At 67.5% G+C, this 14,280-nt stretch carries 12 protein-coding genes; 5 read left to right on the forward strand and 7 right to left on the reverse strand.

Going from position 1 to position 14,280, the window contains the following annotated elements; all coding sequences use genetic code 11:
• Positions 1–170 precede the first annotated feature (170 nt).
• The 4 genes from ACYVGY_RS07520 (at position 171) to ACYVGY_RS07535 (ending at position 6,999) form a co-directional block, all read left to right on the forward strand.
• Entirely contained in the window at positions 171–3,323 is a 3,153-nt protein-coding gene (locus ACYVGY_RS07520) for a lamin tail domain-containing protein (protein ID WP_460456846.1), read from the forward strand.
• A 237-nt stretch (positions 3,324–3,560) separates the two neighbouring features.
• On the forward strand, positions 3,561–4,634 hold the full coding sequence (gene pdhA / locus ACYVGY_RS07525; protein WP_460456847.1) for a pyruvate dehydrogenase (acetyl-transferring) E1 component subunit alpha: 1,074 nt from the start codon (positions 3,561–3,563) through the stop codon (positions 4,632–4,634).
• Position 4,635: 1 nt separating this feature from the next.
• A complete protein-coding gene (locus tag ACYVGY_RS07530; protein WP_460456848.1) occupies positions 4,636–5,616 on the forward strand; it encodes an alpha-ketoacid dehydrogenase subunit beta in 981 nt (326 codons plus the stop codon).
• A 9-nt stretch (positions 5,617–5,625) separates the two neighbouring features.
• Entirely contained in the window at positions 5,626–6,999 is a 1,374-nt protein-coding gene (locus tag ACYVGY_RS07535; protein WP_460456849.1) for a dihydrolipoamide acetyltransferase family protein, read from the forward strand.
• 79 nt (positions 7,000–7,078) lie between these two features.
• On the opposite strand, the gene ACYVGY_RS07540 is transcribed toward ACYVGY_RS07535, so the two are convergent.
• Both ACYVGY_RS07540 and ACYVGY_RS07545 read right to left on the reverse strand, forming a co-directional pair.
• Complete coding sequence (locus tag ACYVGY_RS07540; RefSeq protein ID WP_460456850.1) at positions 7,079–7,384, reverse strand: hypothetical protein; 306 nt, start codon at positions 7,382–7,384, stop codon at positions 7,079–7,081.
• The gene (locus ACYVGY_RS07545; protein ID WP_460456851.1) at positions 7,384–8,709 is read right to left on the reverse strand and encodes a tryptophan--tRNA ligase; all 1,326 of its coding nucleotides are present in this window, start codon (positions 8,707–8,709) and stop codon (positions 7,384–7,386) included. Before ACYVGY_RS07545 ends, ACYVGY_RS07540 begins: the two co-directional genes overlap by 1 nt.
• 105 nt (positions 8,710–8,814) lie before the next feature.
• On the opposite strand from ACYVGY_RS07545, the gene ACYVGY_RS07550 reads away from it, so the two are divergent.
• The gene (locus ACYVGY_RS07550; RefSeq protein WP_460456852.1) at positions 8,815–9,618 is read left to right on the forward strand and encodes a hypothetical protein; all 804 of its coding nucleotides are present in this window, start codon (positions 8,815–8,817) and stop codon (positions 9,616–9,618) included.
• 98 nt (positions 9,619–9,716) lie between these two features.
• On the opposite strand, the gene ACYVGY_RS07555 is transcribed toward ACYVGY_RS07550, so the two are convergent.
• The 5 genes from ACYVGY_RS07555 to ACYVGY_RS07575 form a co-directional block, all read right to left on the reverse strand.
• Entirely contained in the window at positions 9,717–9,866 is a 150-nt protein-coding gene (locus ACYVGY_RS07555) for an entericidin A/B family lipoprotein (protein WP_460456853.1), read from the reverse strand.
• A 112-nt stretch (positions 9,867–9,978) separates the two neighbouring features.
• Positions 9,979–10,899, reverse strand: coding sequence for an arginase (gene rocF / locus ACYVGY_RS07560; RefSeq protein ID WP_460456854.1), 921 nt, complete (start codon positions 10,897–10,899; stop codon positions 9,979–9,981).
• The gene (locus tag ACYVGY_RS07565) at positions 10,896–11,318 is read right to left on the reverse strand and encodes a rhodanese-like domain-containing protein (RefSeq protein ID WP_460456855.1); all 423 of its coding nucleotides are present in this window, start codon (positions 11,316–11,318) and stop codon (positions 10,896–10,898) included. Before ACYVGY_RS07565 ends, rocF begins: the two co-directional genes overlap by 4 nt.
• Positions 11,319–11,397: 79 nt before the next feature.
• Positions 11,398–13,830 carry a putative bifunctional diguanylate cyclase/phosphodiesterase gene (locus ACYVGY_RS07570; RefSeq protein WP_460456856.1) on the reverse strand — a complete coding sequence of 811 codons (2,433 nt, stop codon included), beginning with the start codon at positions 13,828–13,830 and terminating at the stop codon, positions 11,398–11,400.
• Complete coding sequence (locus tag ACYVGY_RS07575) at positions 13,827–14,273, reverse strand: response regulator (RefSeq protein ID WP_460456857.1); 447 nt, start codon at positions 14,271–14,273, stop codon at positions 13,827–13,829. Before ACYVGY_RS07575 ends, ACYVGY_RS07570 begins: the two co-directional genes overlap by 4 nt.
• Positions 14,274–14,280: the final 7 nt, after the last annotated feature.

The raw sequence follows: 14,280 nt of genomic DNA on the forward strand, positions 1-14,280 counted from the left end.
CCAGGTACCGGTGGGACGGGGCGTCCATGGTATGTGAAGACCCCAGGGCTGTCCCCGCCACGGAAATTTCTTGCGGGCTGTCACGTTTTTGACCCCGAATTCGGATAAATTCCGACCCCACGGCGGGTTGTCCGCTGATAGCGCTGCTTATCTCTGGGGAGAGAACCCGCATGAATCCGACCCACCGTGGCCCGCTGGTCGCGACGATCCTTGCCATGTGTGTCGCCAGCCCGGCCTGGGCGGCATCCGACCTCGCCATCAGCCAGGTTTATGGCGGTGGCGGCAACTCAGGCGCGCCCTACACGAACGATTTCGTCGAGCTGTTCAATCGCGGCCAGGACCCGGTGTCCCTGGCCGGACTGTCCATCCAGTACGGCTCCGGAACCGGGAGCTTCGGTCAGGCGCTCGCGCTGCCGTCGGTCAGCGTGCAGCCCGGCCGGTACTACCTGGTGCAGCTGGCGGGTGGCGCCAATGGCGTGGCCCTGCCGGTGAGCCCCGACTTCTCTGGCAGTGCGCCCAACCTTTCGGGCACGGGCGGCAAGGTGGCCCTGCTGCAAGGCACCGCCAACCTGGGCTGCGGCGCCACTGCGGCGCCCTGCAGCGAGTCCCAGCTGGCACTGTTCATCGACCGGGTCGGTTTCGGCTCCAACAACCTGCCCGAAACGAGCTCTACCCCCACCTTGAGCAACACCACCGCCGCCTTCCGCGCCGGCGCGGGCTGTACCGACACCGACGACAACAGCGCCGACTTCACGGTGGCCGCGCCGGCCCCGCGCAACAGCGCGACCGCGGCGAACGTGTGCGCAGCCAGCACCGACCCCACCGACCCGACCGGCAGCGGCAGCGCCAGCCCGGCCAGCCTGGCCGACGGCGACACCACCCTGCTCACGGTCAGCGTCACCCCGGGCCGCAACCCCGCCTCCACCGGCATCGTCGTCACCGGCGACCTCACGGCCATCGGCGGCAGCGCCAGCCAGGGCTTCCGCGACGACGGCCTGCAGGGCGACGCCGAGGCCGGCGACAACGTGTTCTCGTTCGAAACCGCCGTCAATGCCGCCGCCGGCTCGGCCTCGCTGCCGGTCAACGTCATCGATGACCAGGCCCGCAGCACGGCCACCAGCATCGAACTGTCGGTGGTCTCCGAAGTCCTGATTTCCGATATCCAGGGCACCGGCACCGGCTCGCCGCTGGCGGTGGGCACCGAAGTGCTGACCGAGGGCGTCGTCACCGCCCGCCGCGGCAACGGCTACTTCATCCAGAGCGCTCCGGGCGACGAGGACGGTGATCCGGCGACGGCCGAGGGCCTGTTCGTGTTCACCGGCGGCAGCCCGCCGGTTGACGCCGCGATCGGCAACCGCCTGCGCGTCGGCGGCCGCATCACCAGCTTCTCGCGGACGCCGCACGGTTACCCGCTCACCCAGCTCGGCAGCAGCAGCTTCGTGGTGCTGGCGACCAACCAACTCCTGCCGCCGGCGGTGCTTCTGGACGCTTCGGTGCTGTCCGCGGGCGTAGCGCTCGACGCCATGGGCCGCTACCAGGGCATGCGCGTTGAACTGCCGGCCGCCACCGTGGTGGGCCCCACCAACGGCTTCGGCGATTTCTACGTCACCCTGCCGACCACTCCGCGCCCCGCGCGCGAGCCCGGCATCGCCGCGTTGGACACGGTGCCGCTGCCGCCGGCGAACAACATCCCGCTGTTCGACCGCAATCCCGAGCGCCTGCGCGTCGAGAGCCTGGGCCTGGAAGCGGGCACCGCACTCAACGTCGATGCCGGCACCCAGCTGCAGGGCATGGCGGGCGTGATGTATTACGACCGCGGTGATTTCAGCCTGCTGCTGGGCGACAGCAGCGGCATCGTCGCCAGCGGCGGTGCCTTCGTATCCGCAGTGCCGGTCGCCACCGCCGGTGCGGTGCGCATCGGCAGCTATAACATCGAGAACTTCGCCCTGACCGGTGACTTCACCACGCGCCTGGACAAGCTGTCCCAGGTGTTCTGCCAGTACCTGCGCAATCCGGACGTCGTCGGCCTGGTCGAAATCGCCAATCTGGCGGCGGCGGAGCGCCTGGCGTCGGCCATCAACACCAACGAGTTCGGCACCTGCCCGGACAGCCCGCAGTACGAGGCCTACGTGCTGGCAAGCAATGGCTCGCAGCGGCTGGGCTACCTGATCAAGACCGCTCCGGTCCAGGCCGGCGGCCCGCGCGTGGTGGTCGATTCGGTCATCGAGATGTTCAGCACCGAGCCACTCGTCGCGCCGGACCTGAGCACCAACTCGGGCGTCCTGTTCGACCGCGCACCGCTGCTGCTCAACGCGCGCGTCAAGGGCGAGAACGGCGAGGAGTTCCCGCTCACGGTGCTGCTCAACCACACGCTGTCGCTGCTCGACGTCAACTCCCTGTCGACCCGCGGCGACGCCTGGCTCACTTCGGGCAACCGCTCGCGCGGCAAGCGCCTGCAGCAGGCCGTGATGCTGTCCGAGCTGGTCGAGGCGATCCAGACCGACGCAACGCCCGCCAACCTGGTGCTGATCGGCGACTACAACGCCTTCGACTTCAGCGACGGCTACGTCGACGTGATGGGCATCATCTCGGGCAGCCCGGCGCCGGCTGACCAGGTGCTCGACTACGGCGCCAGCGCCGTCACCCGCCCGCTGGTCAACCTGATCGGCACCAAGCCCGAGGCCGAGCAGTACTCGTACGTGTTCGAGGGCAACATCCAGACCCTCGACCACGCGCTGGTGAACGACACGGTGCTGGCCAATACCGAGGCCCGCCTCTATCACGCCCGCGTCAACAGCGATTTCGCCACCGACAACGCCGCCGACCCGAATGTGCCGGTGCGCACCTCCGACCACGATCCGCTGGTGGCCGAGCTGCGCGTGGGCAACTTCCTCGACGCCGACCTGGCGACCACGCTGGTATCGCCGCGCAAGCCCGTCCCCAGCGGCCGGCAGGCTATTTTCCGAGCCCGGGTGGGCAACTTCGGCGAGGCGCCCGCCCTGCGTCCGGAGCTGCTGATCGAAGTCGGCACGCCGCCGGCTCGTCTGCATCCGGTCCAGGCCGAAGGCTGGACCTGCAGCGCGCCGGTCGCGACCGACGGCGGCAGCCGCAGCCGCATCGCCTGTGGCCGCGAAACCGAACTGGCCGCCGGCGCCTCGGATGCGATCGTGATCGTGTTCGACGCGCTGCGCCTGGGCGCCATCGAGGACATCGAGCTGGTGATCACCGCCAGCACCTTCAGTCGCGATGCCGTGCCGGCCAACGACACCGCCACCGGCAGCGCCCGGATCGTCGGCCAGCCGCAGAATCCGTTCAACCGCTGACGACTGGCCCCGGCGGATGTCATTCCGCCGGGGCTTGGCCAGGACCTGCAGCAAGGGACCCCCCGCCTTGGCAAAACCAACGCCTGCGTACGGTCACAGGCGCTCAGCCGCGCCCGCCCCGTCGCCGCGCCCGTGACAGGCAGATTGCACCGGTGATTTCATGTTTTCGGCAGGGCCGGCGCTTGCCACGCCGGGTCCGGGGCTGGTATCACACGGGTCTGCCTGGGAGGACCCGTGATGGCGACCGTTGCAAGTTTCGAAATTGAATATCTCCAGTACCTGGGGGCCGACGGCCGCCTGGTGCGTGATGACCTGCCTGAATTCGCAAAAGACCGCCGTAACCTGGTCGAACTGTTCAAGACCATGCTGTACGTGCGCACCTTCGACACCAAGTCGGTGGCGCTGCAGCGCACCGGCAAGCTGGGCACCTACGCCAGCTGCCTGGGGCACGAGGCCGCACACATCGGCATCGGCAGCGCCATGCAGTACGACGACGTGTTCGCGCCGTCATACCGCGAGTACGGCGCCCAGATCGTCCGCGGCGTGAAGCCGCGCGACATCCTGATGTACTGGGGCGGCGACGAGCGCGGCAACGATTTTTCCGGCCCGCCGCACGACTATCCCTGGTGCGTGCCGATCGGCACCCAGTGCCTGCACGCCGCCGGCGCGGCGCTGGCCTTCAAGCTGCGCGGCGAACCGCGCGTGGCCGTGACCTGCGTCGGCGACGGCGGCAGCTCCAAGACCGACACCTACGCCGCCATCAACTCGGCCGGCGCCTACACGCTGCCCTTCGTGCTGTGCATCATCAATAACCAGTGGGCGATCTCGGTGCCGCGCAAGGCCCAGACCGGCGCCAAGACGCTAGCCCAGAAGGGCCTGGCCGGCGGCCTGGACTGCGTGCAGGTGGACGGCAACGACATCATCGCCGTGCGCGCCGCCATGGACCACGCCATCAAGCGGGCCCGCAACGGCCATGGCGGCAGCGTGCTCGAGCTGGTCACCTATCGCCTGTCCGACCACACCACCGCCGACGACGCCCGCCGCTACCGCGACGACGCCGAAGTAAAGGAAGGCTGGGAGCGCGAGCCGATGTCACGCCTGCGCACCTTCCTGATCAGCGAAGGCGTCTGGAGCGAGACCGAAGAGGCGGCCTGGAAGGAGGAATGCGGCAAGCGCGTGGACGAGGAGGTCAACGCCTACCTCGAGACCAAGGTGCAGCCGGTGGAAGTCATGTTCGACTACCTCTACGCCGAACTGCCGACCGAGCTCGAAGCGCAGCGCGCCGACGCGATCAAGTGGGAGGGCCGCTGAGATGGCTGCCATTACCCTGATTGAAGCGATCACCCAGGCCCTGGCCTGGGAAATGAAGCACGACGACACCGTGATCGTGCTGGGCGAGGACGTGGGCGTGAACGGCGGCGTGTTCCGCGCCACCGCCGGCCTGCAGCAGACCTTTGGCGACCAGCGCGTGCTGGACACGCCGCTGGACGAGACCACCATCGCCGGCCTCACCGTCGGCCTGGCTTCGCAGGGCTTCAAGCCGGTGGCCGAGGCGCAGTTCGACGGCTTCATGTATCCGATGGTGGATCACATCGTTTGCCATGCCGCCCGCTTCCGCTACCGCACCCGCGGCCGCCTGACCTGCCCGATGGTGCTGCGCGTGCCCTGGGGCGGCGGCATCCGTGCGCCGGAGCATCATTCCGAAGCCAACGAGTCGATCTTCACCAACGTGCCGGGCCTGCGGGTGGTGATGCCCTCCTCGCCGCAGCGTGCCTACGGGCTGCTGCTGGCCGCGATCCGCGACCCGGACCCGGTGATCTTCTTCGAGCCCAAGCGCATCTACCGCCAGTACAAGGAAGAGGTGCCCGACGACGGCGAAGCGCTGCCGCTGGACGTGTGCTTCGTGCTGCGCGACGGCACCGACGTCACCTTGGTCACTTGGGGCGCGCAGGTGAAAGAGACCCTGGAGGCCGCCGACAAGCTGGCCGAGGACGGCATCAGCGCCGAGGTCATCGATGTCGCCACGCTGACGCCGCTGGACTTCGACACCATCAAGGAGTCGGTGGCCAAGACCGGCCGCTGCGTGATCGTGCACGAAGCCGCCAAGACCGCGGGCTTCGGCGCCGAGATCGCCGCGCGCCTGGCCGAGGAGTCGATGTTCGACCTGCTCGCACCGGTCGAGCGCGTCACCGGCTACGACACCCACATTCCCCTGTTCCGCCTGGAAATGAAGTACCTGCCCAGCGTGGAAAAAATCGTCGCCGCCGCCAAGCGCGTCGCCGCGGCCGGCTGAGGACATCCCATGAGCGAGAAGAAACTATTCCACCTGCCCGACCTGGGTGAAGGCCTGCCCGACGCCGAGATCGTCGAGTGGCTGGTCAAGGTCGGCGACGTCGTCAAGCTCGACGAGCCGCTGGTGTCGATGGAAACCGCCAAGGCGGTGGTCGAAGTGCCTTCGCCCTACTCGGGCAAGGTGCTCCGGCTCGCCGGCGATGCCGGTGACGTCATTGAGACCGGCCACTGGCTGGTCGAGGTCGAAATGGACCCCTCGCTGCCGCAGCGCGCCGATGCCCAGGACACCGGGCACTCACACGGCCACAAGGGCGCCGGCAAGCCGGTGCCGAACGAGCCCGCGCGCAATGACGGTGAAGACCTCACGGTCGTGGCCTCCGATACCGGCGGCGAGATTCGCGAGGAGCCCGCCGATGCCGATGCCGGCACCGTCGTTGGCGCCATGGAAAGTTCCAACGCGGTGCGCAGCGAACAAGCGGTCGCGATCGGCGGTGTCAAGGCCATGCCGGCCGTGCGCGCGCTGGCCAAAAAGCTCAAGGTCGACCTCGCCCGCGTCAGTGCCAGCGGTGCCAACGGCGACGTGACCCTGGCCGACGTGAAGCGCGCGGCGGCCAATCCCGCTGCCTCCTCAGCCCGCCCCACCCCTGTAGGAGGGCCTTCGGGCCCGAAACCCTTCGCGCCGAGCCCTCCCACCGCAGCGAAGAGCTTCGGGGCTAAAGCCCCTCCTACAGACAGCGTCGCCAAGCTCGACGTCGACGACCCCATCCGCGGCGTCAAGCGCAACATGATCCGCACCATGTCGCAGGCCCACGCCGAAGTGGTGCCGACGTCACTGATGGACGACGCCGACATCCATGCCTGGTCGCCGGGCGAAGACATCATGGCGCGCCTGATCCGTGCGCTGGCCGTAGCGGGACAGACGGTGCCGGCACTCAATTCCTGGTTCAACGCCAAGGAAGGCACGCTGCGCCGGCATTCGCGGGTGGACGTAGGCATCGCCATCGATTCGCCGGACGGCCTGTTCGTGGCCAACCTGCGCGGCGCCGAAAAGCTCGATGCCTGGCAGATCCGCGGCGAGCTCAACCGCATCCGCGACGGCGTGCGCAACCGCAGCCTGCCGCCCGAAGACCTGCGCGACTACACCCTGATGCTGTCGAACTTCGGCGTCTTCGCCGGCAAGTACGCTACGCCGGTGGTGGTGCCGCCCTGCGTCTGCATCGTCGGCGCCGGTCGCCTGTTCCACGCGGTGGTGCCGGTGCTGGGCGGGCTGGAGACGCATCGCACGATGCCGATCTCGATCACCTTCGACCACCGCGCCTGCACCGGCGGCGAGGCCGCACGCTTCCTGCGCGCCCTGCTCGACGACCTGCAGCGTCCGAACTGATCCGAGCCACCCCCCGCGCAGGCGTTCTGAGCCAGGGCGCGGGGGACTCTGCGCCCGGTTCATGGCGCCGCGTCGGAGCCTAGCGGAAGCGCATGCCGCGCCAGGCCCAGGCCCCGGCGATCACCGCCAGGAAGGCCTTGTAGGCCAGCAGGCTGGCCAGCACCTGGCGCCAGATCGGGCCGGCTTCGATGCTGGTGCTGGCGATGGAATAGCCCCAGCGCCCCGCGACGAAACTGGCGACGAAGGCCAGGGCCAGCATGGCGATGTCGAAATTCCGCCGCGCGGACGTGCGCGCCAGCGAGCGCGGATAGAACCAGTACAGCGCGCCCAGGATCGCGAACCAGGGCAGGAACAGCAGGATCGCTAGGTCGGCGATATCGGCCATCAGGCACCCTCCTCCGCGAACGTCGCGAGCGCCGCGGCAACGTCTTCCAATACGGCGTCCGCAGCCAGTTCGCCAAGCAACTCATCGCCCAACTGCACGCCCCGCCCAGCGACCTCACGCAGTCCGGAACCGGCGTCCGCCTTCAGCCGGGCGATCGCCTGGCCGGCTTCACGCGGCGAGGTGTGGCCCAGGCCCAAGAGCAGCTCGCGGCCGTCCGCCGCCACCAGCTTGAAATGGAAGCGCCCATCCGTCTCCCGGTATTGCTTGAGCATCGGCATTGCCGGCTTGGCCTTGGCCGGCTTGGCGGCACCCGCCTGCTCGCGCAGGTCACGCAAGCCTACGGCCTGCCGCAGGGCGCCCAGCAGCGGCGTGGCGATCCGACGCGCCTTGATCGCGCCTTCGCGCAGGGTCGCCTCGATCTCGATCGGCTTGGCCATCAGCGCCTCGTACTTCTCACGCATCGGCGCGACTTCAGCGTCAATGCGCTCGAACAACGCCTGCTTGGCATCGCCCCAGCCAATGCCGTCGGCAAAGGCACGTGCGAAGGCGGCCGACTGTTCCGGCGTGGAGAAGGCCTGGTAGAGCTGGAACAGCGCCGATCCCTCGGTAGCCTTGGCTTCGCCCGGCGCCCGCGAGTCGGTGACGATCGAAAAGATCAGCTTCTTCAGCTCGGCCGGCGGCGCGAACAGCGGAATGGTGTTGTCGTAGCTCTTGCTCATCTTGCGACCGTCGAGGCCCGGCAGCGTCGCCACGCTGTCCTCGATCGCCGCCTCGGGCAACACGAAGTGCTCGCCATAGAGATGGTTGAAGCGCGCGCCGATGTCGCGCGCCATTTCAATATGCTGGATCTGGTCGCGGCCCACCGGCACGGAGTGCGCCTTGAACATCAGGATGTCGGCCGCCATCAGCACCGGATACATGAACAGGCCGGCGGTAACGCCCGCGTCCGGATCTTCGTTCGCCTCGACATTGCGATCCACCGCCGCCTTGTAGGCGTGCGCGCGGTTGAGCAGGCCCTTGCCCGCCACGCAGGTCAGCAGCCAGGTCAGCTCGGGGATCTCGGGAATGTCGGACTGGCGGTAGAACCACACCTTGTCCGGCTGCAGGCCGCAGGCCAGCCAGCTGGCGGCGATTTCCAAGGTCGAGCGCTGTACCCGCGCCGGATCCTGCACCTTGATCAAGGCGTGGTAGTCGGCCAGGAAATAGAAGCTTTCCACCCCCGGGCGATGGCTGGCGGCGATCGCCGGCCGGATCGCGCCGGCGTAGTTGCCCAGGTGCGGGGTGCCAGAGGTGGTGATGCCGGTAAGGACGCGAGTGGCGGGCATGTCGGAGTCTGCTGTGAGAACCCGGCCATTTTAGCCCGCCTGCGCCGTAAACCCCGTTTGCGGCGATGGAACGTTGAAATCCGTGCCCAACCACGGAGCCCGACCATGAACCGCCTTATCCCCACCCTGTTCGTCCTGGCCAGCCTGGCCAGCCTGCCGGCCGCCGCACGCAGCCCGTCCCTTGTAGAGATGCAGGTCCTGGACCTGGACCAGTCCCAAACCTTGCCGCGCCACCCGCACCAGGGCCGCGACTACATCGAGGGCCTGCCCGGCCACCGCTACGCGGTCGTACTGCAGAACCTGACCGGCGAACGCGTGCTTGCCGTGGTGTCGGTAGACGGCGTGAACGCCATCAGCGGCGAGACCGCCGGCAGCCAACAGGCTGGCTATGTGCTGCAGCCCTGGCAGCGTGTGGAAGTGCGAGGCTGGCGCAAGAACCTCTCGGAAATTGCCGAATTCCAGTTCACGTCGCTGGGCGACAGTTACGCCGCGCGGACCGGACGGCCCGGCAACGTCGGCGTAATCGGTGTAGCCGCCTTCCGCGAACGCCAGCCGCTGCCGCCGCCGCGCTGGGAAGCCGAGATCGCCGAGGCCGCGCCCATCGCCAAGTCGCGCGCGGGCGCTGCCGAAGCGCGTGCCCCGCAGTCCGCCGCCGAAAGTGCCTCGAGCGATCGCTATGACGCCTCCCGCAGTCGCCAGCAGCTCGGCACCGGGCACGGAAGCCGCCGCTTGGATGCCGCCACCGCGACTGAGTTCGAGCGCGCCAGCCTGCGCCCGACCCAGGTCCTCACGGTCTGGTACGACAGCCACCAGGCCCTGGTCGCGCGCGGCGTGATCCCGAACCGCTGGCCGCACACGACCCACTCGCCCGAAGCCTTCCCGATCGGCTTCGCCCCGGACCCCCGCTGAAACCAAATGTGGGAGGGACTTCAGTCCCGATGCTCTACAAGAGAAGCATCGGGACTGAAGTCCCTCCCACAGGAGGTTTTGCGGAGGATTTTTTCTGCTTAGTTCTTGGCTTCTTCCGCGGCTTCTTCAAGCTCGCCGCCGGCCTTCTTCACATCCTTGCCGAAACCTTCGACGGTATTGCAGCCCGACAGGGCGAAAGCAGCGATCAGGGCGAGCAGCGCGAGTTGGAACGAACGGGCACGGGTCATGGCGAGTTCCTTTGTTGTTGTTGTTGGTGGACTGAGTCTAGTCAGGTCAGGTGCACTGTCAATGAATGCCTGCGCCCTTCACGCCGGACTCACGCCTGCAGCACGCCAAGGCTCATCCCCGCATCAGGGTGGACTTGCCGAAAAGGCTCTCGACCAGGTCCACGGCCAGCAGGCCGGTGCGGTTGTGGTCGTCGAAGGCAGGATTGAGCTCGACGATGTCCAGCGAACCCAGGCGGCCAGTGTCGGCAATCATCTCCATCACCAGCTGCGCCTCGCGATAGTTCGGGCCGCCAGGCACGGTGGTGCCCACACCGGGGGCAATGGCCGGGTCCAGGAAGTCCACGTCGAAGCTGACGTGTACGTGGGTATTCTCGTCAATGCCCTCGAGCGCCTTCTCCATCGCCCGCTTCATGCCGAATTCGTCGATGAAGCGCATGTCGTAGATATCGAGGCCGTATTCCTTCACCAGCCGCTTTTCGCCCTGATCCACGGAGCGAATGCCGATCTGGCGGATCTCGGACGGCTGGATCGCCGGCGCGTTGCCACCCAGGCGCACCAGCGGCTCCGGTCCCAAGCCGCACAAGCAGGCCACCGGCATGCCGTGCACGTTGCCCGACGGGGTGACCTGGCTGGTGTTGAAGTCGGCGTGGGCGTCTAACCAGAGAACCAGCAGCTTCTTGCCGGTCTCCCGGCAGTAGCGGGCAACCGCGGTGATACTGCCCACGCCCAGACAGTGGTCGCCGCCGAGCAGGATCGGCAGGCGGCCGGCGGTGAGCTGGGCGTGCATGGCGTCCATCACCAGCCGGTTCCAGGTCACCACTTCATCCAGATGTCGGTAGCCGTCGGTGGGCGGCAGCCAGGGGTTGTAGGGGCCGATCAGGTTGCCGGTGTCCATCACGTCCAGGCCGCGCCCGCGCAGGGCCTCGGTCAGGCCGGCGACCCGCAGGGCTTCCGGACCCATGCTGGCGCCGCGATGGCCGGCGCCGATGTCGGTGGGGGCGCCGATCAGCGCAATCGAGCGAGACGCGCTCATCGGCTCGACGCCGCGGTGATGGGCATCGCCACGGGGCGATCCTCGGCCTGCCAGCGCAGCCAGCTGCCCTCGATCTGGCGGACTTCCACGCCAGCCGTGGCAAGGACCGTCTCGGCGCTAGTGGCGCGCTTGCCGCTGCGGCAATACACCAGTACCCAGGGGCGGTCCGCGGCGTTAACCTCGGACAGACGTGAGGCCAGCTGGTCGTGCGGAATGTTGACCGCACCGGCGATGTGTCCTGCGGCGAACTCCTCAGGACTACGAACGTCGAGCAACAGGGGCGCATCGGCACGATCACGGATCTCGCCGACCGCCGCCGGAGCAACTTCGGGACGGCTCGCCAGCGCCAGGATCGGCAGCAGGCAGGCCAGCAGCAGGCCCTGGCGGGCCCGGGAAAGCAGCATCGGATGACGTCGCATGGGCGCGTCCTCGCGTGGATTGGGGGGCTCAGGATAAGCCCCCGGCGGCGTTGGCCGCCACCCGAGACCGGGCTGCCGTTCAGTCCCGCGGGAACTGGCGGTCGATCTCTTCGGCCGGTACCGGACGCGCGAAGTGGTAGCCCTGCAGCTCGTCGCAGCCGATTTCGCGGAGGAATTTCGCCTGCGCTTCGTTCTCCACACCCTCGGCGGCAACACGCATGCGCAGCTGGTGTGCCATGGCGACGATGGTGCGGGCGATCACCACGTCGTCGGCGCTGTCAGGCAGGTCGGTGACGAAGCTGCGGTCGATCTTGAGCTTGTCCAACGAGAATTCACGGAGGTAGGACAGGCTCGAATAGCCGGTGCCGAAGTCGTCCAACGAAAGCGATACGCCCAGGGCCTTGAGTTCGGCCAGGCGCCCCTGCACGCGTTCGACGTTTTCCATCAACGAGCTTTCCGTCAGCTCGATCTCGAGCATCGTCGCCGGCACGCCGTGCCGCGACAGCGCCTCCCTGACCTGGTCAACGACGTCGGGCCGCTGCAGCTGCTGGGCCGAGAAGTTGACCGCCACGGTGAAGCCTTCACGACCCTGGTCGCGCCAGACACGCAGCTGCCGGCAGGCCTCGTTGAGCACCCACTGACCGACCTCCGGCATCAGGCCCAAGGCTTCCGCGATAGGAATGAAGCGTCCCGGCGGCACGAATCCGAGATCCGGGCTGTTCCAACGCACCAGGGCCTCGAAGCCGGTGATGCCAAGATCCTTGGCTGAAATCTGCGGCTGGTAGTGCAGGCTGAGCTCGTCACGGCCAATCGCCTCGCGCAGGCGCGCCCCCAGCACCAGGCGATCCTCGAGTTCCCGCATCTGTGTGGCGGAGAACTCGCAGACGCTGTCGCGACCCTGGCGTTTGGCGCGCGTCATCGCGGCCTCGGCACGCCGCAGCAGCTCCATGGCGCTGTCGCCGTGCTCGGGGGACCGGCTGATGCCAATGCTCGCGGTGAGGTAGAGCCGGTAGCCATCGCCTTCGATCGGTTGAGCGACCGCAGCGCGCAGGCGTTGGGCCAGGGCCTGGACTTCATCGCTGCCGAGCCCAGCGACCACGGCGACGAATTCGTCGCCAGCGAAGCGGGACAGGCCGGCCCGGCCGCCAAGGGCTGGCCCCAGACGCTCGGCCAGTATCTGCAGGGCGTCGTCACCGATCAGGTGGCCCATGGACTCATTCACCGCATGGAAGTGGTCGATGTCGATGAACAGCACCGATACCACGGCATCGTCCTGGGCCAGCATTTCCGCCAGGCTGGCTTCGAGCACCGGGAAGCGCTGCAGACCGGTGACCGGGTCATGGTTGGCGGCATGGGCCAACTCGGCCTCGACCCGGTGGCGCTCGGTCAGGTCATTCTGGACACCTACGTAGTTGACCAGGACGCCTTCGTCGTCGAGCACCGGTGAAATGAACAGGTGGTTCCAGAAATGGCTGCCGTCCTTGCGCTGGTTGCTGAGGATGACGTTGCAGTCGCGCTCTTCGGCCAGCGCCGTCCGAACCACGGCCACCTCCGAGGCGACGGTGGATTCGTCCTGCAGGAACCGGCAGTTCCGGCCAACCACCTCCGCCATGCTGTAGCCGGTAATTTCCTCGAAGGCGGGATTGACATAAATGATGGGGTTGTCGGGCTGGCGCGGGTCGGTAATGACGATGCCATTGATGCTCGACTCCACCGCCCGCTGCAGCAGCTGCAGCCGCTCCTCGGCGGACCGGCGTGCGCTGATGTCGTTGGCAATCACCTGCCGGCAGACACGACCGTCGAGCATCAGGCCATGGGTGGTGATTTCCGCCCAAAGCGTACTGCCGTCCTTGCGGCGATGCTGCCAGATACCGGCAAAGCCGTCCTTGACGGCCCATTTTGACTGCAAATCAGATAGCCGATCCGCCGGCACCGGGACGCAAATCTCGGTAACCACCATGGACGCCAGTTCGGCGCGGCTATAGCCGTAGCCGTCCACCATCGCGTCATTGGCGGTCAGAAAGCCCAGCGTTTCGACATCGAATACCCAAGCCGGGAAGGGGTTGCGATCGAACAGCAGCTGGTAGCGGTGCCGGGTGTCCTCCAGCTCGCCCACGTGACGGGCGCGCTCGGCGGCATAGCGTAGCGAACGCGCCAGCTTTTCACCGTCAATATTGCCCTTGATCAGATAGTCCGCGGCGCCGGCATCGAGCGCCTCGCGATCGACATCGGCGTTGCCGTGGCCCGTCAGCATGATCACCGGCCGGTGCGCGCTCTTTTCGGTCACGGCCAGCCGCACCAGATCCAGCCCGTTGTCGGGCCCAAGCATATAGTCCACGAGATACACGTCGTGGCTGTCGGCACGCAGCGCCTCGACACCCTCAGACAAGGTAGGCACCCAGTCGAGCGTGAATTGCCCGGCCGGGAAGCCCGACAACAGATCCCGCAGGATCAGGAAGTCTTCCTCATCGTCGTCGACGACTAAAACGCGAAGATGTTGCGCTCGCATCATTTTGCGGATTGTCCCAAGGGCGGCAGGTCAACGATCTGCAGCCAGTACTTGCCCAAGGTTTGCACAACCTCGATCAGGGCGGAGAAGCTGACCGGCTTGGTAATAAAGGAATTGGCGCCGTCGCCGTAGCTGTTGGCCACGTCCTCGCTCGCCTTCGAGGTGGTCAGCACCACCACCGGAATTTCGCGCAAGGCGGGGTCGGCCTTGATCTCACGCAGTGCCTCGCGGCCATCCATACGCGGCATGTTCAGGTCTAGCAGGACCAGCCCGGGCATCGGGTAGCGCAGCTCGTCGGCGTACTTTCCGCGACGACGCAGGTAGTCCATCAGCTCCTGGCCATCCTCGACGAACTGCAGGGGATTCCCCAGGCGGCATTCCCGGAACGCTTCAAGCGTCATCAGCCGGTCGTCGGCATCGTCCTCGGCCATCAGAATGGTAATCAACGGGAAG

It is taken from the genome of Arenimonas alkanexedens (genome assembly GCF_054781355.1).